The 22,511-nt window shown below is 48.7% G+C and carries 18 protein-coding genes and 1 tRNA gene; 7 read left to right on the top strand and 12 right to left on the bottom strand.

Going from position 1 to position 22,511, the window contains the following annotated elements:
* Nucleotides 1-80: 80 nt before the first annotated feature.
* From RF679_RS14240 to RF679_RS14270, 7 genes are all read right to left on the bottom strand, one after another.
* Nucleotides 81-1,331 (bottom strand): lanthionine synthetase LanC family protein, encoded by a 1,251-nt coding sequence (locus RF679_RS14240; protein ID WP_309481293.1) that lies wholly within the window; start codon nt 1,329-1,331, stop codon nt 81-83.
* The gene (locus tag RF679_RS14245) at nt 1,324-2,352 is read right to left on the bottom strand and encodes a T3SS effector HopA1 family protein (RefSeq protein ID WP_309481294.1); all 1,029 of its coding nucleotides are present in this window, start codon (nt 2,350-2,352) and stop codon (nt 1,324-1,326) included. The genes RF679_RS14240 and RF679_RS14245 overlap by 8 nt, the downstream gene beginning before the upstream one ends.
* The gene (locus RF679_RS14250; protein ID WP_309481295.1) at nt 2,349-3,434 is read right to left on the bottom strand and encodes an aminoglycoside phosphotransferase family protein; all 1,086 of its coding nucleotides are present in this window, start codon (nt 3,432-3,434) and stop codon (nt 2,349-2,351) included. The genes RF679_RS14245 and RF679_RS14250 overlap by 4 nt, the downstream gene beginning before the upstream one ends.
* Before the next feature lie 150 nt (nt 3,435-3,584).
* Nucleotides 3,585-3,956 carry a hypothetical protein gene (locus RF679_RS14255; RefSeq protein ID WP_309481296.1) on the bottom strand — a complete coding sequence of 124 codons (372 nt, stop codon included), beginning with the start codon at nt 3,954-3,956 and terminating at the stop codon, nt 3,585-3,587.
* Between the two features lie 74 nt (nt 3,957-4,030).
* On the bottom strand, nt 4,031-5,377 hold the full coding sequence (locus tag RF679_RS14260; protein WP_309481297.1) for a hypothetical protein: 1,347 nt from the start codon (nt 5,375-5,377) through the stop codon (nt 4,031-4,033).
* Between the two features lie 51 nt (nt 5,378-5,428).
* Nucleotides 5,429-7,687: a protein kinase gene (locus RF679_RS14265; RefSeq protein WP_309481298.1), complete on the bottom strand. Its 2,259-nt coding sequence runs from the start codon at nt 7,685-7,687 to the stop codon at nt 5,429-5,431.
* A gap of 80 nt (nt 7,688-7,767) precedes the next feature.
* The gene (locus RF679_RS14270; protein ID WP_309481299.1) at nt 7,768-9,984 is read right to left on the bottom strand and encodes a protein kinase domain-containing protein; all 2,217 of its coding nucleotides are present in this window, start codon (nt 9,982-9,984) and stop codon (nt 7,768-7,770) included.
* Nucleotides 9,985-10,361: 377 nt separating this feature from the next.
* Here RF679_RS14270 and RF679_RS14275 point away from each other — a divergent pair, with 377 nt between their 5' ends.
* The 3 genes from RF679_RS14275 to RF679_RS14285 all read left to right on the top strand — a co-directional run bounded on the left by RF679_RS14275 (nt 10,362) and on the right by RF679_RS14285 (nt 12,871).
* A complete protein-coding gene (locus RF679_RS14275; RefSeq protein WP_309481300.1) occupies nt 10,362-11,234 on the top strand; it encodes a sulfurtransferase in 873 nt (290 codons plus the stop codon).
* Nucleotides 11,235-11,564: 330 nt separating this feature from the next.
* Nucleotides 11,565-12,080, top strand: coding sequence for a hypothetical protein (locus RF679_RS14280; protein WP_309481301.1), 516 nt, complete (start codon nt 11,565-11,567; stop codon nt 12,078-12,080).
* A complete protein-coding gene (locus tag RF679_RS14285) occupies nt 12,077-12,871 on the top strand; it encodes a DUF2145 domain-containing protein (RefSeq protein ID WP_309481302.1) in 795 nt (264 codons plus the stop codon). The genes RF679_RS14280 and RF679_RS14285 overlap by 4 nt, the downstream gene beginning before the upstream one ends.
* 46 nt (nt 12,872-12,917) lie before the next feature.
* On the opposite strand, the gene RF679_RS14290 is transcribed toward RF679_RS14285, so the two are convergent.
* Entirely contained in the window at nt 12,918-13,619 is a 702-nt protein-coding gene (locus RF679_RS14290; RefSeq protein WP_309481303.1) for a pirin family protein, read from the bottom strand.
* A gap of 99 nt (nt 13,620-13,718) precedes the next feature.
* Here RF679_RS14290 and gluQRS point away from each other — a divergent pair, with 99 nt between their 5' ends.
* Complete coding sequence (gene gluQRS, locus RF679_RS14295; protein WP_309481304.1) at nt 13,719-14,597, top strand: tRNA glutamyl-Q(34) synthetase GluQRS; 879 nt, start codon at nt 13,719-13,721, stop codon at nt 14,595-14,597.
* A 53-nt stretch (nt 14,598-14,650) separates the two neighbouring features.
* On the opposite strand, the gene RF679_RS14300 is transcribed toward gluQRS, so the two are convergent.
* Both RF679_RS14300 and RF679_RS14305 read right to left on the bottom strand, forming a co-directional pair.
* The gene (locus tag RF679_RS14300; protein WP_309481305.1) at nt 14,651-16,141 is read right to left on the bottom strand and encodes a DEAD/DEAH box helicase; all 1,491 of its coding nucleotides are present in this window, start codon (nt 16,139-16,141) and stop codon (nt 14,651-14,653) included.
* 172 nt (nt 16,142-16,313) lie between these two features.
* Nucleotides 16,314-17,225 (bottom strand): LysR family transcriptional regulator, encoded by a 912-nt coding sequence (locus RF679_RS14305; protein ID WP_309481306.1) that lies wholly within the window; start codon nt 17,223-17,225, stop codon nt 16,314-16,316.
* 300 nt (nt 17,226-17,525) lie between these two features.
* Between RF679_RS14305 and RF679_RS14310 the strand changes: the two genes are divergently transcribed.
* From RF679_RS14310 to RF679_RS14320, 3 genes are all read left to right on the top strand, one after another.
* The gene (locus RF679_RS14310; protein ID WP_309481307.1) at nt 17,526-18,422 is read left to right on the top strand and encodes an MBL fold metallo-hydrolase; all 897 of its coding nucleotides are present in this window, start codon (nt 17,526-17,528) and stop codon (nt 18,420-18,422) included.
* Nucleotides 18,423-18,547: 125 nt separating this feature from the next.
* Complete coding sequence (locus RF679_RS14315) at nt 18,548-19,303, top strand: DsbA family protein (RefSeq protein ID WP_309481308.1); 756 nt, start codon at nt 18,548-18,550, stop codon at nt 19,301-19,303.
* Nucleotides 19,304-19,382: 79 nt separating this feature from the next.
* The gene (locus RF679_RS14320; RefSeq protein ID WP_373921783.1) at nt 19,383-19,802 is read left to right on the top strand and encodes a nuclear transport factor 2 family protein; all 420 of its coding nucleotides are present in this window, start codon (nt 19,383-19,385) and stop codon (nt 19,800-19,802) included.
* A 78-nt stretch (nt 19,803-19,880) separates the two neighbouring features.
* Here RF679_RS14320 and RF679_RS14325 read toward each other — a convergent pair.
* Both RF679_RS14325 and rpoD read right to left on the bottom strand, forming a co-directional pair.
* Nucleotides 19,881-19,959: transfer RNA gene (locus RF679_RS14325), tRNA-Ile, on the bottom strand.
* 233 nt (nt 19,960-20,192) lie between these two features.
* Nucleotides 20,193-22,364 carry an RNA polymerase sigma factor RpoD gene (gene rpoD / locus RF679_RS14330; protein ID WP_309484022.1) on the bottom strand — a complete coding sequence of 724 codons (2,172 nt, stop codon included), beginning with the start codon at nt 22,362-22,364 and terminating at the stop codon, nt 20,193-20,195.
* Between the last annotated feature and the right edge of the window lie 147 nt (nt 22,365-22,511).

The following is a 22,511-nucleotide window of genomic DNA, read 5'->3' on the forward strand; positions in this document are numbered from 1 at the left end:
AGGAGCTGTTGCAATCCTGTTTTTCAAAGCAGCGGCTATTCTAAACGGAATACGCCAGCAAAGCACCTTTGAAGTAAGGACTAACTCGAAATCAACAACACCGACGGCACCGTTTCAGGCGAATACAAACGAAGATAAAAGTAACCGATGCCCGCAGTGCCTAACATCAGGTTGGGCGTTTCACCAGCGCCACCATTGCCGCATGGCCAAGGCAGGCCTTGCTTGAGTATCTCGCGAATCCCCGTATCACCAACGCTCTGGGCGATATGCACAAGATCCTCACGCTGCAGCACAATGCCTGCCTGAAGCAGAAAATCGGCATTGCCTGCGTATCCATGACATAGCGAGAAATTATCCTGCCCTTCTTGCCATCCCTTGCGAAGCGCGACCTGAGTTGCTTCAATTGCTAAGCGAAGGTCTTCATGAACCTCACTTTTATTTGGAAAAAGCTGTAACTGTCGCAGGCGAGCTAAACCGATACCCGGCGCTCCATGGCACCACGCCATGAAACAGGATGGCTTTTTGGTTTCTGCGGACTCACCAGGCATGAGTCGTAAATCAAACCAGTTGCCATTATTGTGATCGAAGTTTGCGCGCTCATAATTGAGCGCACCATCAATCAATTCAAGCCAACTTTTGTCCTGAGTTACTGTGTGAATTTCTTGTAAGGCTACCGCTATACCAGCCGCACCATGCGAATAACCGGTGAGATTTTGTTGCCCATCGACTTCTATGGTTTTCCAAGAGACGGTGTCTCCTTGTCGTTCAGCATGATTCGCTAAAGACATTGCATGCATCACAGCGATATCAACGAGTGATTCGTCACCTGAAACACGTGCACACTGCAATAGCGCTAGGATTGTTCCAGCACTACCGCTGATCACATCAAGATTATGGGAATCTGGTGGCAATTCTCTCAGCGAACGAAACTCACGCATTCCATGTTCAACCCAATCAGAACGTCCGAGCAAACAGCCAACTCGCCACATCACATAAGCATTTCCGGCGCGCCCAACGTAGAAGCCATATCGTTGTGATAATTCAGGCTGTCGACAACTTGCAAGAACCTGATTCAAGGCGCCTTCGATCGTATGCATTAGTAATGGATCGGGGCAGATCCGATTAACTTCGGCAAGGAACAATAGGATGCCGCTGCTACCGCCATACAATTCAGCCTCTAATGATCGAAAAACCTTTGGCCAACTGCGTTGAACCTTATTGATCGCCCACCCCAACCAAGTGCAAGCATTACCAGCCCAAAAAGCATCGCGGCAAATATCGATTGCAATCGCCTGAGCTACCTCAAGATATTTTTCTCTGAGTTCAATCATGTCGATCACCAATCATCAACGCGTCTCTGAACCAATTATCCGTCATAGGTTTTTTCAAATAGGGAACATGACAATCCAAGTTTGAGTCCATAAATTTCTGTTCCAAAACTTTAAGTTGTTGATCCGTATCCTTGATTTGATTTCTCCAGATCTCAACCAGAGCGGTTGCAACCAGTCTGCAGCGTGACTTACCAAAACTTTCATTTGTCCCAGAATCATCGGCAATCCCAATGCCCGGTTCAAATAGGAAACAAAACAATGGAATTTCTGGGCGAAGGCACCCAACCAACTCTGGATACAATCGATTCAACACTTGCGAAACCATCGCGAAATAACGCTTCGAGACATACAACACCGCAGCATCAGCGCGGGTGTAGGCGTTGGGAGAACTTAAGCATTTAAAGCGATACGGGACATGATAGTGATTCAACTGACGACTCAAAAGCTGCATCAACTGAATTGCACCAGCAGCATGAACATGAAAAAAAAAGCGAACTAAAGCATATTCGTCAAACTGATCGGTAAGGCACTGCCCAAATGCAAAATAAAATCCTGGAGACAATTCCAAAGAGCATGGATAGGCAATCAAATCCACCATATCGCCAGCTTTCGGGAGTTCGCCAGTCATTTTGTTACGGATAAATTCACCGGGCAAAGCGACTCGACTTCGATTACCTTTTTGTACAGAAACGCGACCATCGGTGCCCACATGATAAACCCTCCAAGATCGGTCGATTGACTGTTGGCTATGATTTGCCTTGTTCAATTGCGCAATAAATTCTTGATCACTACCAGGCCAAACCGAAGAGGGATAACGCTGCAAGATATCTACTTGCCGTGTATAAATTTTCGCGTACAAAACCTCAGTGATTTCTCGAACCAAAAATTCATCTGGCGTTATCTGATTGACGCCGCCTGAAGGAACAGCGTAGCAAGAATTTTGATAGCGGAAACCTGTCTCGCCATCGATCACAAAATCGCGTGCGATAGCTATAAATTCATTGTTGGATAAGTCGATCATGTATCCTCACCACTAATCAAGCCAATCTCTTCAATGAATCGAGCTGGGTTCTTCAATATAAACTTCGACAGCGCTAACAAGTACTCTGCCTCTTGCGAAAATAGGTTTTTGTAATACAAACCTTCAAAGGCTGATTGCAACATTCGTGCAGCGGAAAATTCCATCGTTTTCAGTAATTGCTGGCGTGCGTCTTCGCATTCAAATTGTCTTTCAAGCGCATATTGATTCCAGAGAACGGTGAGAAATTCACCAAACGGTTTCATGTGATCAATAAGGTTCTCGATATCGCAACGCTCTGTTGATGAAACTGTTCGCAACTTTACCCCAACAACGGAAACCATAAACGAGTGAATAAAGCCTGCCACATCCCAGAGCGGATCGCCGAGATCGAACAGCTCCCAATCAATTAATTTGACGCGATAGTCTCTATTCGTATCACTCATCAAAAGGACGTTGTCCCACTTCATATCACCATGAATCCAAGTCGTTCTGGACCAACCATGAAATAGCTTATCTATCACAGCACTCATATCCAAATCTGCACGAATGCGATCACCAAGTTCAATGACACCTTGGCTGACTCGATTGTTGTCGCGGTGGAAGAATAAAATCCAAGGCACGCGCTTCGGCAGGGAAACACTAGACAATTCCACCTCGTGTTGTAAGGGATGAAGCTTATGAAATGATGCAAGCATCTTAGCGATCAATACAGCAACCTGGCTATCCAACTCCCTTCGATAAAATTGATGATCTACGAAACTTTCCGCTTCTGGCAACAGCTCAAGTGCAAGACATTTGCGTCTTTGATCATAGCCAAGAAAACGAGGTATGCTCTCGCTCCATTCAGGATGATTTCGCGCTAATGAATAACACTCAGCTTCTCGCTGCAGCGTGGAGTTTTCCACCGGATCGATTGCTTTAACTTGTTTGAGAAACACGCCAGTATCACGAACCAATACTTTGAAATTTCGATTGCGGCGCCCGGCTTCGATAATCTTTACTTGCCCCAATACGACATCGCTTGGCGTGACGTAATTCATCTCAAGCATGTAGTAAGTGAGATTTGTTGCAGTCAAAAACATAAGCAATCTGATCCTAGTGCTCAAAAAAACAGAGCGCAGTCTCAGCCGCGCTCTTGCCTACGATAACCGAAGTATTTCTAATCTTCGAGGGGTCAATTAAGAAAACAGGCGATTATCTCAATTTACAAACTTCGACTGAAATTCAGACTGTTATTGGCAGCATTGTGGAGTCGTATCATGAGTCGGTGGTGGTACTGCTGCCTGCGTTGCCTGACAACATTGCGGAGTCGTGTCATGGGTTGGTGGTGGCGCTACTACCTGTCCTGCCTGACAGCATTGTGGAGTCGTGTCATGGGTCGGTGGTGGCGCTGCTACTTGTCCTGCCTGACAGCATTGTGGTGTCGTGTCATGAGTCGGTGGTGGCGCAACTACTTGTCCTGCCTGACAGCATTGTGGTGTCGTGTCATGGGTCGGTGGTGGTGCTGCTACTTGTCCTGCCTGACAGCATTGTGGTGTAGTGTCATTTGTCGGGGTGGTAGCATTTTCGCTTTGTGGCGGACTTACAGGAACATGACTCGACATACGTTTTCTCCATCTTAAAGTTAATCAAAAAAATCTGGCTTACATAATCAATGCAAGACAAACGATTGGTGGAACTACACTTCATCCAAATTGGATTTCAAACTAAAACCTTGTTTAACACCGTAGATATGCACAGCACCTGGACCGCCTGCAAAATAATCAGACAGTACACCATGTTCGAGCTGTGGTTCTAGCACTGCTACACAAAGCACATCAGTCGAATCGAGTTCCTGAAATTCGGCTGAATTAAGGTTGGGGTTATTACCTTTCGCCGCAACCTTCACACGCGCGAACTGCGTATGAGCACAATGGAAATTATAGGCATCAATCGGGCTGGGATTATGGTTGATGTAAATACTAGGAACGCCATCGATTGCCCCACATTCGACGCTTGCGTTCGTTGCGTCTAAAGGATATTGCCCATCACAGTTGAAGACAAACCCATCCGCGTCCGCGACCACACTCCCGGGCCGAATAGCCATCCCACATGAAGGCACGAGGTGAATATGAACGCAACTGCCCATTTCCGGATTAGATTCGATATCGAGGTTGCTCCTAAGTCGTGCGTCTTCGTGATCAAGACAAATTTCAACGCCAATTCTTATGAAATTCGATGATTCATCATGATCGATTTTTTGTCCAAATATCGCTCTTGAATCTTCCGAATGCAACTTAACATCCCCCGCGCTAAGATCAATGTGAGGATATGCCACCATCTGTTCGGTGATCACATCCTTATGTCCCGAAGTGCTGTACAGTACAAAATCCTCACCGGACATAAAATATTTTTCTGTCGTCATCCAATTTGACTCAATACCATTTGGCAAAACAACCAATGGAATATGACTAAATACTGGTGTACGACCACGCACAGCAACATCAGGAATGCCCTGACAATCCTGAATAAAACTCTTCAAAGTATTTGTCACAATTTCTGACAACGCACTGCGTGCCTTTCGTTCCTGTGAAACCAAGAACTTCACTGTTTCATTGCGCACTTGCACGCTATTGGACTCGAACAATCGTTTGGGGTCCGATACCCGCGCAGTAATCGCCGTTCCTAGGACAAACGTCCAATTTGAATAATCCTTCGCGGGAAAAGTTCGCACCAAAATTCGCTGGAGTCGCAATATCGGATCTTCCTCTCCATCAGCATAGAGATAGGGCCCTTGCGCCCCATGAAAGAAAAATTCGGGAACCAAAAATATGTTATTGACCGTCGCACCAACTTCATCCGCTGGTAATTGCGCTTTGGCAGTATCGATGGCGTTCTTAAGGATACATACTCGCATCTCAAGATCTCGCTCGACTGATGCATTACCAAGATAAGTGCCGCCTCCTAAGCCATCTCGCAAATGTGCAGGGAAAGTCGAAATCGCATAACCAATGAATCTTACGGCTGTAATAGGCTCATGCTTCATGTCACTCCCTGCTCCATCCATCATTTATTCACCTTCTGTCTAAGAATTGGTTTATTCCACTTTTGCGCGCGCTTGATATTTGGGATCTCTGCGCACATCTTCAAAAATAGGATGGCGATCATCAATCGGTATTCCCATTTTCTTTATTGTCATCAGGTATTCGATTGTCGAATCACGCTTGCCTAACAGTTCATAGACCTGCGCCAATTTCAATAAACCGCTCTCATTCATCAAATCTTGCTTCTTTAAGCGGCCCAAAATATCTAAGGCCGCATTTCGATCTCCAAGGCGATACAAGATATGTCCCATATTCACCAGAAGAAAGGCGTCATCTGGTGAGCGCCTTAATCGAATCTCCAGTAAATTTCTCGCCTTCTCGAACGCCTCTCTTGTTTCGACGTCGCGATCTTCTGTCCAATACAATGCTTCCGCATAACTCAGCCAACGTAGATAACTTCCCGCGACACCATTTTTTGTTGAGACGGCTTTCTCGTAGGCATCCGCAGCATCTTCATAGTTGCCTTGGTACAGCCGTATGTCACCCAAAGTTCCATATAAATTGGGGCTGGGGTACACCTCCAAACCGCGTTGTACATACTGCATAGCTTCACTGTCTCGTCCTTGCCGCATCAAAGCGACGGCCAATAATGGATAAGCAAGGCGGCCTTCTGGTTGACGAGCTAGACTTTTCTTTAATGCCAGCTCGACTTCTGCAAACTTTCCACGAGCAAGAAGGATGCCAGCTGAAAGATCGAGCATATATCTATCATTTGGAAAGTGTTTTTCACCTTCCTGCGCAAATTGGATCGCATCGTCTTGCTTCCCCATCTCTAAGAGGATACTCATTTTCGTATGCCAACCTAGGATTCTCTTTGGCGCCAATTGAATACTCAAGTCTGCTGCAGTTAGCGCGGCCTGCAATTCATGCTGCCACTGCAATAATCGGGCATTTGCAACCTGCGACATCGCCAGTTTGGGATTGAGAATAAGTGCCTGCTGGGTACTAGCCTTCGCTTTTTGCATCCAAATTTCGTCGCGTTGGGAAGACTGATATCTTTGAAAATACACATAAGCCATCGCAGCGACAGCCTCTGCATTTTCTGGCGAGCGAGCTAATACCGTAGTGAAGTGCTGACTTGCACCGTCGAGATATGCTGGTGAAGGAAGCTGTGCATATTGCTCCAAAAAACCCATTCCCAACTCTAACTCCCGAGATTCAGAATAGGGGGTGAGCGCCTTAACGATTTGCGGCCAGTAAGGTTTCGCTTGCCATGCACCGATTCCTGACAGAGCAAGCAACAAGGCAAACACAGCATATTGACGTCGGCGCTTGGCTTTCGCAGTAGCCTCAAATTGCGCTTGCAGGGCGTCTAATTGAGATGAGCTTAAACTAGAAGAACCTGAATCGTCCGCACGAATGGTCTCGCAGGCTTGTACAATAGCCGCATAGTTTGCGCGTGCATCGAGCTCGCGCTGGGTCATGTGCAGTATCAAATTGCGCAAGGCAAGGGAAACCGTCTCTGGCCAAGTCCATTGCTCACTACGACACTGCACCTGTGCAGCGAGCAATGCTAAGCCGTGGATCTCTGCGTAAGGTAGCCCACCGGTCAGCATCTCGTAAGCAATCACGCCGAGTGCGAATACGTCACCTGCCGATGTCGGACGGGTATCGCTGAACCGTTCTGGAGCTAGATAATGAATTCGACGATCAAGCTCTTGTGCGCCGCCCTGCATTGGTTGAGCGAGGCCGAAATCAGATTGATCGCGATGCGCCTGTAAGCCAAAGTTCAAAATGCGAATACGCCCAGCTTGGTCCACCCACAACTGATCACTTCCCAAGTTGCCATGCACGAGACCAAGCTGGCGCGCCTCCTCGAAGGCTTGCGCAAGATCCAACAGGTGTCGAACGATCTGGCGTTCTTTGGAGCCCTCGCTTCTCTCTTGGGTGCTTTCTTTCGTTGCCCTTTCTTTGATCCAATCGACTAAGAGCTGCCCTTTCACTGACTCCATCACGATGCACAGCTGGTGCTCTTGTTGTACTAGGCTATGAATCTTGAGGAATGAAAAATGCTTCAATGCCGCCACACGACGCGCCTCATCTACGAGCGCTTCAGCCTGATCTTGAGTGTGTTGCACGATTTTAACTAAGACATCACGCTGCAATAGGTTGTCACGCGCTTCTAACAACTTCACATTTGAGTCGAGCTGTTGGCATTGAAATGATTGTCGAATCTCGAGATGAGACAACTCTGCGGGCAGCTCAATGCTGCTCGCATTCGCGGTCTCATGTTGAAGTTTTTGATCAATCATTTTCTACTTATCTCATTCTTTTATAGCGACCGTACGCTTTCAAACGACGTGCTTTGACCGCACGACACCGGCTTCGGTTCCTACCCACTGCTGAACTTCTTATAACGTGAATCTTTTCTCAGTTCGTCAAAAATCGGGTTCGTCACCACATCATACATTTCCGGCTCAAGCTGCTTTAACTGAGCGAGTAATTCAAAAGCCTTATCCCGTTCATGAATCAATTCAAAAATCGAGGCTGCAAGTGCCAAATTATTCGGTTCATCCTGAATCGAAGATGCCATAGATTGAACGATTAGACTCTTGGCCTGATCAAACTCACCTAATCGCGCTTGAATGAATGCCATATGGGACATGATAAAGGAATCGTCCGGTGAACGTGCCATACGCACTTCCAACAATTCCTTGGCCCGTTTAAATGCCGCAATTCCCTCAGCTTCTCGACCTGGCACCCACATCAAGGCTTCTGCATATTGGTACCAACGAAAATAGCTACCTGCGACTCCTTTTTGAGGGGACACCGCCTTCTCGAATGCTTCTGCCGCTTGCTTAAACTCGCCCTTGCGGAACATCACTTGTCCCATGGAGCCGTATAGTTGCGCATTCGGTCGTACCTGCAAACCACGCTGAAAAATCTGCAACGCTTCATTGGTGCGCTGCTGGCGGTCCAACAGGTTGCCGAGCAAAGCATAGGCATTCACGGAATCAGGTTGGCGCTGCATACTCAAGCGATAAGCCCGTTCCGCCCCCTTCACGTCACCCAAGGTAGCTAAGGCGACCCCTTTTAGTTCAGGTAAAACACGATCCTGCGGAAACGCTTCGACGCCCTCAGAGGCAAATTTCATCAGTGCTTGAATATCACCTCTCTCTAGGAGCAAGCGCGCCTTTTGCACCCACATCATCAGATTATTCGGCTCTAACTGCAATGCCTTTTCCGCTATCTGCAGAGCCTCATCCATTTGATGATGCCACTGGACGACCTTGGAGTGCGCCAGCAAGCTCACTGCCAAATTCGGATCAAGACTCATCGCCTGTTGCGCACTTGCTTTGGCTTTTTGCATCCAAATTTCGTCGCGTTTCTCGTTGCCATATAAACTCATGTACACCAGGCTCATGTACCCGACAGCTTTGGCATTGTTGGGAGTATGTTCCAAGACTTTTTGAAAATGTTCACGCGCTTGTTCGACTAACTGGGAATCTGGCACTTGTGTATGCCGTTCAAGAGCAGCGATACCTTGTTCGATTTCACGCGTCTCAGAATAGGGGGTAATCGCTTTCACAATCTGCGGCCAATAATCTTGCGCTTGCCACACAACACCCGCGCCCAACAATAAGCAGACAGCAATGGCCGTCCATCCATATCTTTTTTTGCGTCGTGCTGCGCTCGCCAATTGCCCTTGTAGGCTCTGTAGATTCACGGTACTGAGATTGCTTGAGAAGCCCTCTGCTTCGCGTATGGCGCGGCCTCGCTCGACCAGCTGTGCAAAGCTTGGGCGTAGCTCGGGATCACGTTTAAGCATGTCCATCAGCCACTGACGCAGTGCATCGGAAATATTTGTATGGAAAGTCCATTGCGCTGCATCTGCTTGCACTAGCGCCGCCACCAACGCTAAACCTTGTAAATGCGCATAAGGCATGCTGCCATTGAGCATCAGGTAAAACAAGGTGCCGACTGCGTAGACGTCTGAAGCGGGTGTCGCGATCGCATTCGCAAAACGTTCGGGCGCAAAATAAGCGATTCCCTCACTCATTTCTGCTTGATCGAGCGCGCGCAAACTATAAGGCGAAACACCATTGTTGAAGCCCCCTTTGATGAAGCCCCCATTCTTGATCCGAATTTGGCGGCTCGCATCGATCATGAAATGTTTCGCTTGAATATCACCATGTACCAAGCCGAATTCGTGCGCCTCTGCCAATGCGGATGCAATCTGAAGCGTGAATTCGACACTCGCTTTTTCATATCCTCGGTTGAGGCTAATCCATTCCGTCAGAGGGACACCAACGACCGCCTCGCTGACGATATAGAGGTGTTGTCCAAGCGTTTCGAGCGCGTGAATCTTGGCAAAGGCCGCGTGCTTCAGACTCGCCACTAAGCGTGCTTGTTTGAAAATTTGTTCCGCATCGGCCTCATGACAATCGATGCGGCGAATCGAGACCGAGCGCTGTAATTGGGTATCCCAGGCTTCAAAAACGAGGTCTGATGGATCTTGCGAATGGACGGACTTCAGCTCATATTGCTGCAGAACTTCTGGCAATATGAAATCAGGATTTTCCGCTTGTTCATTGAAACCTTGTTTCATCAGTTTTCTTCTTATAACTTCGGAGTCGAACTATTTCGCGTCGTGATTTTGTCGCTTTGGACAGTGAGGGTTCACATTCAAATTGGACAACTTTAGGACTTTAACATTAAAGCATTGCTGCCACGAACATCATCTTCATTTTTTTACGCGTTACGTGATTTTTTTACGCGTTATTTGCTATTTTTTAACATGTTAAAAAACTAATTAAACGTGGTGCACTTACTCTCTAGCGAACAATCAGCCTACTGACTTTTTTACTCGCTTGAATGTGGACCTCGCAGGTTAAGTCGGATCGCCCTCGATTCCAAACGAAACAGCATTCTGCTTTCGTCCTATAATGCGCATCTCGCGAATTTTTCTCAGCACGACTTACGACCATGGCCAGCAATTCCTATATCAATATCTCCGCCTATAAATTCGTCACTTTTGACGACACCGAGGCCCAACGCCCACTCTTTTTAGAAAAGTGCGCGTCACTCAATCTCAAAGGCACGGTGATCTTGTCGCCTGAGGGGATCAATATGTTTTTGGCAGGCCTTCGTCATGAAATTGATGCGTATATGGATTGGCTGCATAGCGATTCACGTTTTGCCGACATCGTCGCAAAAGAGAGTTTGTCCGATCATCAACCGTTCACAAAACTTTTGGTCAAGATCAAACCTGAAATCATCACCATGCGCATGCCTTTGATTCGCCCAGAAGATGGACGCGCTCCAGCGGTCGAAGCCAAAACTTTGAAGCGTTGGTTGGATCAGGGACATGATGACGACGGCAAACCCGTGGTGATGGTTGATACGCGCAATGATTTCGAGGTCGACGTTGGCAGCTTTGACCATACGATCGACTATCGCATTACCAAATTCACCGAATTCCCAGCAGTGATTGAAGCCAATCGCGATGTATTGAATGACAAAACCGTGGTGACGTTCTGCACCGGCGGGATTCGCTGCGAAAAAGCCGCGATTCATATGCAGAACGTGGGCTTCAAGAGCGTGTATCAACTCGAAGGCGGCATCCTCAAATACTTCGAAGAAGTTGGCGGCGATCACTATCATGGCGATTGTTTTGTGTTCGACTATCGCACCGCACTCAATCCGAAACTCGAAGCCACCGACACCAAACAATGCTTTGCTTGCCGCGCGGTCGTCACACCTCGCGAGCAGCTTTCATCTTGGTATGTTCCAGGCAAATCCTGTCCACATTGTAAAAAGATGGAGCGAACCGACGGTTTGGGTCAAATTCCCGTCTAAGATGCCGAAGAGCTAGCGCGATCAACGAGACAACTCTCAGAGTCAAAAGCAAGCGACGCACCAAGAAACACATTGAGCGATACCTCATGGCGGGGCCGAATTCACCCGAATATCGGCCCCGTTTTGCTGTGCCGACGCATCCAACGCACCGCATTACGATCCAATATTGAGCGCTCTTTTAAGCCTTAATAGCTTAACTCTGGGTATGGATGCCCCTCCAAAGTATCAGAAGATGCAACTCTAAAGAACACGATATGCGACTTTGCATGTCGAAGTTGCGCATCAAATCAGAGCTTCGTAATAATGCGGACTTCACAACACAGTGAGGTCATGATGAATACGCGATTACTTATTTCAACGGTAGCAAAACTCTCGCTGGCACTCAGCTGCAGCATCCCACTCATGAGTTCTGCCAGCCATCTTGCACACCCCGTCGCACATGATGATGGCCCCTCCACTACAGCCAGTGCAGCCAGTGCACCTTTGCCAGATCCCGATTGTCCATCCTGCGCTTTGTCCCGCGCCTCGACTGCGATGTCGCAAGCGGTTGGCGTGGTGGTCGAGGGCTCCCTCAATACGGTCGGTGCATCAGGAATGGTTTTAATCACCGGCGTCGAAGTACTTGCACAGGGTTCTGTGGTGGTCATCACAGGGGTTTCGGAGGGCGTCAGTGTGACCATACAATTGTCTGGGCAAGCTTTACAAGGCATCGGTTTAGCAAGCGGCGCAGTAGTCCAAGTTTCAGCGGTCGCGACAGGACATCTCTTAATTTCGGCTGGCAAGGTCATCGCATTTATTCCGAATGCGCTCGGTAAAGCACTCATCCATCACGAGAAAATATCATGATGCGGCCGTTTTTATTGTGCCTCAGTTTTGCGGGACTCACTCTGCATGCTTCAGCGGCTATGGCAGGCCGCAGCTGCGAGGAGAAACCAGCCGATCCCAATCGTGTCATGCAAGGCTTTGAGTTAGCGCAACGCGTGAAAAATGAGCTCGATCGCTCTGGTGCTGAACTTGCGGTGATCGCTCGTGCTGGTCAAGATCTTTCCAAATACCATTTGCAATATTCCCACCTAGGCATTATTCGCAAAATGGAAGATGGTCGTTGGATGGTGATGCACGAACTCAATCACTGTGGCACGGCAAAATCCGATCTCTTTAATGAAGGTTTAGCAAACTTCTTTATGGATGATCCCTACCGCTACGAAGCTTTGCTGATGATACCGAGCGCAGAAATACAAACGCAAATCGGACGCGCCATTAATTCCCCGACCGCTAAGGCGCTACACGAAACACGCTACAACATGGTGGCGCATCCGTTTTCGACCAAATACCAAAACTCAAATCAATGGGCCTTGGAAACCATCGCCGCCGCGCTGGCAAAAGATGTGCAAATTCAAAATCGCGAGCAAGCGCAAAGCTGGTTAAAGTTCGCCAACTATCGCGCCAGCACGTTGGAGATTTCCATGTTCACGCGTCTCGGTGGTCGCATGTTCCGCGCCAATATTGCCTTCGATGATCAACCTTTCGATCGACGCATGGCAGGCCATATTGACACGGTGACGGTGGATTCGATCGACCGCTTCCTCGGTGCTCGTGATCCTTCTTTGCAGCGCGTGGTGGTGAAATATCCTTAGGCTATAGCGGTGCTTGAGATCGAATGGTCAAGAACAAAACAGCAAATCAATACGGCAGATCAAATAGCAAAACTTCAGCTTGCTGACCTGCCGATAACTGCACGGCGTTTTCAGCTTGCATCAGTAGAGCATCACCCGCTTCGAGTTGATGCTGATTGACTGTAAGCTGACCGCGCGCCACATGGACATAACACAAACGATCACGTGCGAGTTCATAACGCGCTTCTTCTTGCTCATCAAATAGGCCAACATACAATGAGGCTTGTTGATGAATGCGCACCGATCCTTCACGTGCATCGGGCGACGCCACCAAACGCAAACGTCCACGTTTTTCTTCCGCAGTAAAACGCTTTTCTTCGTAGCTCGGCGTCAAATTGAGGCGATCAGGCATGATCCAAATTTGCAGCAAATGGGTTTTGTTTTGGCTTGAAGGATTGAACTCCGAATGGCGCACGCCGGTCCCCGCGCTCATTCTTTGTACATCGCCAGGGCGAATCGTACTACCATTTCCCATACTGTCTTTGTGCGCGATTTCGCCCTCTAAGACATAGGTAATGATCTCCATATCTTTATGTGGATGCATACCAAAGCCCATGCCTTCCGCAATCCAATCATCATTGATGACGCGCAAAGGTCCGAAGCCCATATGGCGTGGATCATAATATTCCGCAAATGAGAAACTAAAACGTGACTGTAACCAGCCATGATTTGCCTGACCTCGTTCATTTGATTTACGCAGCACAATCATTCGCCAACTCCCGCAAATTGAGTAGATTTGTTAGTATAGCCGCCAATTGAAGTTTCATTTTTTTCTGAACGTTTTTGCCCTAAGTACTTTAGTTTGAGCATGTCTGAATACCGTGGTCGTTTCGCCCCTTCCCCGACTGGACCTTTGCACATGGGTTCGTTGGTTGCTGCGATGGCAAGTTATCTCGACGCCAAAGCGCATCATGGTCGCTGGTTGGTGCGCATCGAAGATCTCGACTTTGATCGTAATGTCGCAGGCGCCGATCAAGAGATCATCGCTTCTTTGAGCCGCTGCGGCATGCAATCTGATGAAGCCATCGTTTGGCAAAGTCAGCGTCAGCATTTGTATGAAGCAGCACTCAAGCAGCTAGGTGAAATGGTTTTTCCTTGCGCCTGTTCACGTAAAGAAATTGCCGATTCACGAGTACGCGCTGGTCTGCAGGATAGTCAGATTTATCCTGGTAACTGTCGTCATGGCATTAGCGATGGACGACTGGCCCGATCATTTCGCTTACGCGTACCTGAGGGAGCAGCCGCATGCATACAATTTCACGATCGTTTGCTCGGCATGCAGCAGCAAGATTTAAGCACTGAAGTCGGCGACTTTGTGCTCAAACGTGCCGATGGTTTTTGGGCATATCAACTGACGGTGGTGATCGATGACGCCGCGCAAGGTATCACAGATATCGTTCGCGGTGAGGACCTATTGGACTCCACGGCGCGCCAACTTTTTTTACAAGATCTCTTGAGTTTGCCACATCCACGCTATTTGCACGTGCCGGTGGTCGTCAATGAAGTTGGCGAGAAACTGTCCAAGCAAACTGGAGCGGTCGCCTTCGATCGCGGCGACAATGATCTCTTGCGCGATGCATTACTGCCTGCCGCGCAATTCCTACAACTTCATCTCGAGGGTGAGATCGAAACGATTGAACAGTTTTGGAAGTCGGCCGTGCCAGCATGGGCACGACGCTATCTTTGAGCGAGTTGAGCTAGTCGATGTAGAAACCTATGACTAACGCAGAAAAATATTACTTAGTTCTTTTTACCCAACAAGCTACCGCCACCAAGTAGAGCGGCGCGCTTCGGCGTCTTGCTCGCATCCACTTTCGTGGCGACTTCCGGCTTCGCAGCAACCGCACTCGCCGTGCTTGGCTCATACGGCTTCAAGAACCATGGATCGACTTTTTCACGCGGCGCTTGGTAAGTGCGAGCACTACGTTCACTACGCTCAGCACGATCACCGCGTTCACCACGATCATGGCGATCGGATCCACGAGCTTCGCGCTCACCACGGCCAGAATTCTCACGACGCTCGGTATGTACCGACGTTGCGACAAAACCTGCCAATTGCAAACGTACGATTTTTTGTTTGGTGAGCTTCTCGATGTCGGCCAATAATCGATCATCTTTATCAGTATGCAGCGAGATTGCATCGCCCTTAGAACCGGCACGACCAGTACGACCAATCCGATGCACATAATCTTCAGCGTTATACGGCAAATCAAAGTTAATCACGCACGGCATTTCAGAAATATCAAGACCACGCGCGGCGACGTCGGTAGCCACCAAGATTTCTACTTCACCTTGTTTGAATGCTTCGAGTGCCGCCATCCGTTCTTGTTGCGATTTGTCACCATGAATCGCGGCTGCCTTCACACCTTGCTTGACCAAATGCACTGCGAGGCGTGAAGCGCCCATCTTGGTATTGGAGAAGACGATGACTTGTTTCAAGCCACGTTCGCGAATGATGAAAGAAACGGCGTCACGTTTTTCTTCCTCTGCCACTTTGTATAGGACCTGCGTCACGTTCTCAGAAGTCGCATTGCTACGTGCCACTTCAATGGTGACGGGATCACTCAAAAAACTGGCAGCTAATTTTTTAATTTCTGGCGAGAAAGTGGCCGAGAACATCAAATTTTGGCGCTTCTTCGGCAACAGATTAATGATGCGTTGCAAGTCTGGCAGGAAGCCCATATCCAACATGCGATCGGCTTCATCCATGATCAAAATTTGTGTCTGCGACAGATTGATGGACTTCTGTGCCACGTGATCCAGCAAGCGGCCTGGCGTGGCGATCACGATCTCGACACCACCACGTAAAATAGCTGTCTGCGGGCCGATATCAACGCCACCAAATACCACTGCGGAACGCAAACCGGTGAAGCGCGAATACGCTTTGACGTTGTCGGCAACTTGATCCGCCAATTCACGGGTTGGTGTCAAAATCAATGCACGCACTGGATGACGTGCTGGTGATGCGCTCGTATTAGCGTGAACCAACAAGTTCTGAATAATCGGTAACGAGAATCCCGCCGTTTTACCAGTCCCCGTCTGTGCCGCGCCCATCACATCACGCCCTTGCAATACCACTGGGATCGCCTGCTCCTGAATTGGCGTTGGGTGTTCATAGCCTTGCTCTTGCAACGCGCGCAGAATTTCAGGTGCTAAACCGAATGAATCAAAACGGGCAGGAGCATCAGCTGAAACAGGGGTAGTACTTGGAGGAATTACGGTATCGGTCATGGTTAACGCTAAAGCGGCGGCGACTCGTTCGACGAGGCCCACCTTGATGTTTACGTGCGGGGAAAATCTATAGAGGGGCGCATTATAGCACTAAGCCCCTGTCTGCCTCATTTTTAAGCGATTTCGATTGCAAAAAGCTACGCTTTGCATTTGTTTCGATTGAGCTTCAAACTTAAGTCAACACCAGATCCCAAGGCGGCACGACACCGGCGAATCGCTGGGTCAAGAAATCCACCAAAAGGCGCAAGGCCAAGGGTTGATGTTGGCGCGATAAGTAAATCGCGTGAATGCCTAGCATCTCAGGTTCATAATCAGGCAGCAAACCGACCAAACGACCATTGCGAAAATCTTCCCCCACATAATAAGTCGGTAACATCGCCAAGCCCGCTCCCTCTAGCACCGCCCGCCGCAAGACCGCAGTCTCATTGGTCTGAAAACTCCATTGGACCGGCACTTCTACACTCTGCCCCTGCTTGGTAAAACGATACACTTTGCCAATCCCAAACGCGTGCGCAATACATTGATGTTGCAAGAGGTCTTCTGGCGCTTGCGGGCTGCCATATTTTTTTAAGTAGGCAGGCGAAGCGCATAAGCGAGAACGGCAAACCGCCAAGGGGCGCGCGATCAAAGTCGGATCTAAATTGTTGGTGATCCGCACTGCTAAATCGACCCGTTCACCAACCAAGTCCGCGGCTTTATCACCCGTCGACAAAATAAACTCGACTTGCGGATATTGGCGCTGAAATTCCACCAAAGCCGCCGTCAATTGCGCATCAGCAAACGAGCCGGCGGCTGTCACACGAAATACGCCTGCTGGCTCTCGACTCCGATCTGCGGCCAAATGTCGCGCATCTTCTGCCAACTCCAACAATTGCCGACAAGCTGGCAAAGCCGCCATACCGGCATCGGTCAGGCTCAACTTCCGTGTGGTGCGATGTAAGAGCCGCGCATCAAACCATTCTTCCATGGTCGCCAGATAGCGGCTCACCATGGCGGTCGACATTTCGAGGCGCTCAGCGGCCATGGTCATACTCCCCGAGTCGACCACTTCAACGAAGACTTGTGCGGCAGTTAATCTATCCATTTCGACGGTTTATGCAATAAATATTCAATCAAACTGAACTTTATCAAACAAATCGAAAGAATTAAAGTTCTATCCGTAGCGCAGCCATGGACTGCAGGGAATACGAACAACAGACCACAGCCAAGCTCAGGAAATCAAGAAATGAAGAAATACCGACTCGTAGCAAAGAACAAACCCAAAGCAAACCCAAAGCAAACCCAAAGCAAACCCAAAGCAAACCCAAAGCAAACCCAAAGCAAATTTAAAGCAAATTTAAAGCAAATTCGAAACCACCCAAAATTCAGATTAAAGGAAACCATTATGTTCTCAATCAAAAACCTCATCCGTTTCGCTTTCCCAGCCCTCGCCTTGGGCGTCGTTGCTGCTGGTGCCGGTGCACAGACCAACGCCAATCCTGCACCACTGAGCTTGAAAGTGGTTAACGCGGACGGCAATAGCTTCCACGTCAATGCCGTGGTCGTCTCAGGTAAAACTGAAGCTGTCGTGATCGACAGCGGATTTACTCGCGCTGATGCTTTGCGTGTGGCAGCCAATGTGCTCGACAGCGGCAAAACCTTGAAGACGATTTTTATTAGCAATGCCGATCCTGATTTTTACTTCGGTGCAGAAGTGTTGAAGAACATGTTCCCACAAGCGCAAGTCGTCACAACGAAAGCGGTACGTGAAAAGATCGAAGCGAAGATGGCAGGCAAAGTGGCGTTCTGGGGACCGAAGATGGGCGCGAATGCACCACGGCATCCAGTACTGCCAGAAGTGTTAAACGGGAACACCTTAAGCGTTGATGGCGAAGTCATTGAAGTGCGTGGCACGACCGGTGAATTGGCGCATCGTCCTTACACGTGGATTCCATCGATCAAAGCCATCGTTGGCAATATCGCGATCTTCGGCAATTTGCATGTGTGGACAGCCGATACGCAAAAACCGAGCGAACGCCAAGCATGGTTCAAACAACTTGATGAACTCGACGCTTTGCAAGCAACAACGGTGGTACCAGGCCATATGGCAGCAGGCACCAAACTCGATAGCAGCACGATTCGCTATACACGCGAATATTTGCAACGTTTCGACGTCGAAGCAGCGAAAGCTAAAGACGGTGCCAGCTTGATCAAGGCGATGCAAACCGCTTATCCAAACGCAGGTTTAGGTATTGCTTTGGACATCGGTGCAAAAGTCAACAAAGGCGAAATGCAGTGGTAAGACTGCACTACCAATCTAATCGATATCAACATGCGCTCGGCGAGTTCGAACGAATGAACTTGCTGAGCGCGAGCACAGATTAAGCAAACAGTATCAATCCAATTTATTCACTCCAAGAGAAAACAATGAACGCCGCTCGACTCCATTACATTTACGATCCCCTATGTGGATGGTGCTATGGCGCTGCACCCTTAGTACGGGCAGCGCAAGCACTGATCTCGATACAACTTCATGCCGGCGGCATGATGACTGGCGCTCGTCGTCAATTCGTCACCGCGCAATTACGCGATTTTGTACGACGTCATGACTCGCACATCGCTAAGCTCAGTGGCCAAACTTTCGGCAGCGGCTACACCTATGGGCTACTCGAAAACACACAAGCATTGTTTGATTCCGAGGTGCCAAGCGCAGCCATCATCGCCGTCGAGCAATTAAGTACGCAGCCTGACGCGGGGCTCGCCATGCTCAGCGCTTTACAGCAAGCACACTATGTCGAAGGTCAACGCATCGCAGATATCGATACAGTCTGCGAAATCGCCGCGAACTTAGGTTACGAGCCAAGCAGCGTCAGAGAACGTATGAAGTTATTGATGTCCAAAGAGCTCGGCGAGAGTACGTGCGAAGCGCATTTCAAGCAAACCCACCGATTGATGCAACAACTTGGAGTTCAAGGATTTCCGAGTATGGCGATCGAACACAATGGCGTATTTCGCAAACTTGATGTTGGATCGTATATCGGCAAACCCGAAGCATTTAGCGCCCATGTGCAACTGATACTGGCAGAAATTTCCGCGCAAGAATCGCGCTTTGAGGCGAAGCCTGCGCTCACTGGAGAGCGAGCTGTTTTGTGCTCCGTGGATGCTTGTGAAATCGAGCGCTGAAGATCACCAACTTGGCAGCAAGCTTTAAAAAATCATGAAGCACACGAGCATATGAAGGAGCAAAGGAAAGAGCATGAACATGCATCAAAATGAAGAACACCACCTGAGCCAAAGTGCCTACGCGATCATCAAAGCACACTACGCTGCCTCAGCAAAAGCAGATATCGAAGGCATGATGCGCGACGTCGCTGCCGATGTGCGTTGGACCGAGATGCAAGGTTTTCCATGCGCAGGCACATGGATTGGGCCGCAACAAGTGATCGACAATGTGTTTAAAGTGCTGGCCAAAGACTGGATCAATTATCGCTTCGAACTTGAACAATTGATTGATGCCGGCGACACTGTGATCGGCATCGGCAATTACCTCGCACAACATCGTCAAAGCGGCAAAGCCCTCAATGCCAGAGTGGCGCACGTATGGAAAGTTGAGAAACAAAAAATCATCGCATTCGAGCAATTCACCGATACTTTATTGGTGGCCAAGGCGATGATTGATTAAGGTTTTGAGAGCTCGCGCCAAAACACGCACTACAAACAAAAAAGGACTTGTTCGCACAAGTCCTTTTCAGCTCAATCTTGGTGGGCCTCCCCGGAGTCGAACCGGGCACCAACGGATTATGAGTCCGCTGCTCTAACCAAGCATGAGCTAGAGGCCCTATTTGTAGAACAAATCCGAGAACGAAATTGCGCTGCAAAAAAGAGGGCTCATTGTATTACATGAGAGGCGCTAGAGACAAGGTTTAATGCGGCTTTCGACCACTTTTCACTGACGCAAAATAAAAAACCGCAAGCGATAAAACTTGCGGTTCTTTTATAACCAAACTGACTCAGATCAGTAAAGATCACCTCAATGCTCTGTGGCGGCTACACTGCCCTCCACGAAAACAAATTAGTTCCCTTCGAGGAAACTCTTCAACTTGTCGGAACGTGAAGGATGGCGCAACTTACGTAGCGCTTTCGCTTCTATTTGACGAATACGTTCACGCGTCACGTCGAACTGCTTACCGACTTCTTCCAAAGTGTGATCGGTCGACATCTCAACACCGAACCGCATACGCAATACTTTTGCTTCGCGTGGTGTTAAAGAATCCAAGACATCTTTCACCACGTTACGCATCGATGCATGCAAAGCTGCATCAGATGGTGCCAAGGTGTGATTGTCTTCGATGAAGTCGCCCAAGTGAGAATCATCATCGTCACCGATCGGTGTTTCCATGGAAATCGGTTCTTTAGCGATTTTCATGATCTTACGAATCTTATCTTCAGGCATTTCCATCTTGATCGCCAACGTTGCTGGGTCTGGCTCCGCACCCGTTTCTTGCAAAATTTGACGTGAGATACGATTCATCTTGTTGATGGTTTCGATCATATGCACAGGGATACGAATCGTACGCGCTTGATCCGCGATCGAACGCGTAATCGCCTGACGAATCCACCATGTTGCGTAAGTCGAGAACTTATAACCACGACGATATTCGAACTTGTCCACCGCCTTCATCAAACCGATATTACCTTCTTGAATTAAGTCCAAGAATTGCAAACCACGGTTGGTGTACTTCTTCGCAATCGAAATCACCAAACGCAAGTTGGCTTCAGTCATTTCGCGTTTTGCTTTACGAGCCTTCATTTCGCCGGCAGACATCTTTTTATTGATGTTGCGCAGATCTGGCAATGGCAACACAACGCGTGCTTGTAGGTCGATCAGTTTTTGCTGCAATTGCTGAACTGCAGGAACGTTACGACCCAACACTGCGCTGTAGGAATGTCCCGCATTCACTTCACCTTCGACCCACGCCAAATTCGTTTCATTGCCTGGGAATACTTTGATGAAGTGAGAACGTGGCATACCGCAACGGTTCACCACCACATCCAAAATTTGTTTTTCTACGTGACGAACTTCGTCGACTTGACCGCGCAAGGTGTCGCACAGTTTTTCTACGACCTTCGCGGTGAAGCGAATACCCAAGAGTTCATTGGAAATCGCTTCTTGTGCTTTCACGTAGGTCTTCGAGTTGTAGCCTTCTTTCTCAAAGGCTTTACGCATCTTGTCGAAGTTTTCGCGAATGATGGCGAACTTGGCCAAGGAGTCACGTTTGAGTTGCTCGAGTTGCTCAGCGGAGATTCCGGTTGCGACTGAACCGCCACCTTCATCTTCGTCTTCTTCCTCTTCGTCTTCCTCTTCCTCTTCGTCATCTTCATCGTCGCCGTCAGCAGCCAAAGTAACCGCTTTTTCTTCTTCGGCTTCAGCGTTTGGATCGACTAAACCATCGACCACGTCGTCAACTTTGATTTCTTCACTAGCGATACGATCTGCTTGCGCCAAAATCTCTGAGATGGTTGTTGGACAGGCGGAGATTGCTTGAATCATGTCTTTCAGACCTTCTTCAATCTTCTTCGCAATAACGATTTCACCTTCACGTGTCAGCAATTCGACCGTTCCCATTTCACGCATATACATACGGACTGGGTCAGTCGTGCGGCCGAAATCAGAATCGACGGTAGACAAAGCAGCTTCAGCGGCAGCCTCAACTTCATCATCATCTGTCGCTACTGTAACGACGTTATCAGACAACAATAAGGCTTCAGCATCTGGTGCTTGTTCATAGACCGCCACACCCATATCGTTAAAGGTGCTGATAATGCCTTCAATCGCTTCTGGATCAACCACGTTTTCTGGTAAGTGGTCGTTAATTTCAGCGAAGGTCAGATAGCCACGATCTTTCCCCATCTTGATCAGCGTTTTCAAACGCTGACGACGACGCTCAAGTTCTTCTTCGGTAGCTTCTGGGTCGGCAGAGAATGCGTCTTTCAACAAAGCCTTTTCTTTAGCTTTGCGGTCTTTCGCTTTGGCTTTGTCGAGCGCTTTCATTTCAGCGCGTTCGACCGCGTTGAGCGCAGCCATTTCTTCATTCTCTGGTTGGAAATCTTTTGGCTTACGGCCACGACGACCAGGCACTTTTACGCCCGGCAGTACATAGCCAGAGGTGTCGATGCTAGCCAATAAAGTCGCATCGGTAGTCTGACTGACAGTAGGTGCTGATCCCGTTTTGATCTCTTGCACTTCAGGCGCCTTTTCCGTTTTGGCCGCAGCGCGCGCCGATTTTTTTGTTGTTTTGTCGTCGGCGGCAGGCACTTCGTTATTCACAGTTTCCACTTGCTTGGTTTCAACAACGGTGTTTTCGGTGCTTGCTTTGTTTGCTTTTGAGGC

Origin of the sequence: Undibacterium cyanobacteriorum, from assembly GCF_031326225.1 — a bacterium.
GTDB classification, from domain to species: Bacteria; Pseudomonadota; Gammaproteobacteria; order Burkholderiales; family Burkholderiaceae_D; genus Undibacterium; species Undibacterium cyanobacteriorum.

What these genes read in the sequence shown, in the direction of transcription:
- RF679_RS14285 (WP_309481302.1), top strand. Translation starts at nt 12,077, where the DNA reads ATGATGCGGCCGTTTTTATTGTGCCTCAGTTTTGCGGGACTCACTCTG.
- RF679_RS14310 (WP_309481307.1), top strand. Translation starts at nt 17,526, where the DNA reads ATGTTCTCAATCAAAAACCTCATCCGTTTCGCTTTCCCAGCCCTCGCC.
- RF679_RS14280 (WP_309481301.1), top strand. Translation starts at nt 11,565, where the DNA reads ATGATGAATACGCGATTACTTATTTCAACGGTAGCAAAACTCTCGCTG.
- gluQRS (WP_309481304.1), top strand. Translation starts at nt 13,719, where the DNA reads ATGTCTGAATACCGTGGTCGTTTCGCCCCTTCCCCGACTGGACCTTTG.
- RF679_RS14315 (WP_309481308.1), top strand. Translation starts at nt 18,548, where the DNA reads ATGAACGCCGCTCGACTCCATTACATTTACGATCCCCTATGTGGATGG.
- RF679_RS14240 (WP_309481293.1), bottom strand. Translation starts at nt 1,331, where the DNA reads ATGATTGAACTCAGAGAAAAATATCTTGAGGTAGCTCAGGCGATTGCA.
- RF679_RS14265 (WP_309481298.1), bottom strand. Translation starts at nt 7,687, where the DNA reads ATGATTGATCAAAAACTTCAACATGAGACCGCGAATGCGAGCAGCATT.
- RF679_RS14245 (WP_309481294.1), bottom strand. Translation starts at nt 2,352, where the DNA reads ATGATCGACTTATCCAACAATGAATTTATAGCTATCGCACGCGATTTT.
- RF679_RS14275 (WP_309481300.1), top strand. Translation starts at nt 10,362, where the DNA reads ATGGCCAGCAATTCCTATATCAATATCTCCGCCTATAAATTCGTCACT.
- RF679_RS14255 (WP_309481296.1), bottom strand. Translation starts at nt 3,956, where the DNA reads ATGTCGAGTCATGTTCCTGTAAGTCCGCCACAAAGCGAAAATGCTACC.
- RF679_RS14300 (WP_309481305.1), bottom strand. Translation starts at nt 16,141, where the DNA reads ATGACCGATACCGTAATTCCTCCAAGTACTACCCCTGTTTCAGCTGAT.
- RF679_RS14250 (WP_309481295.1), bottom strand. Translation starts at nt 3,434, where the DNA reads ATGTTTTTGACTGCAACAAATCTCACTTACTACATGCTTGAGATGAAT.
- RF679_RS14260 (WP_309481297.1), bottom strand. Translation starts at nt 5,377, where the DNA reads ATGAAGCATGAGCCTATTACAGCCGTAAGATTCATTGGTTATGCGATT.
- RF679_RS14270 (WP_309481299.1), bottom strand. Translation starts at nt 9,984, where the DNA reads ATGAAACAAGGTTTCAATGAACAAGCGGAAAATCCTGATTTCATATTG.
- RF679_RS14305 (WP_309481306.1), bottom strand. Translation starts at nt 17,225, where the DNA reads ATGGATAGATTAACTGCCGCACAAGTCTTCGTTGAAGTGGTCGACTCG.
- RF679_RS14290 (WP_309481303.1), bottom strand. Translation starts at nt 13,619, where the DNA reads ATGATTGTGCTGCGTAAATCAAATGAACGAGGTCAGGCAAATCATGGC.
- RF679_RS14320 (WP_373921783.1), top strand. Translation starts at nt 19,383, where the DNA reads ATGCATCAAAATGAAGAACACCACCTGAGCCAAAGTGCCTACGCGATC.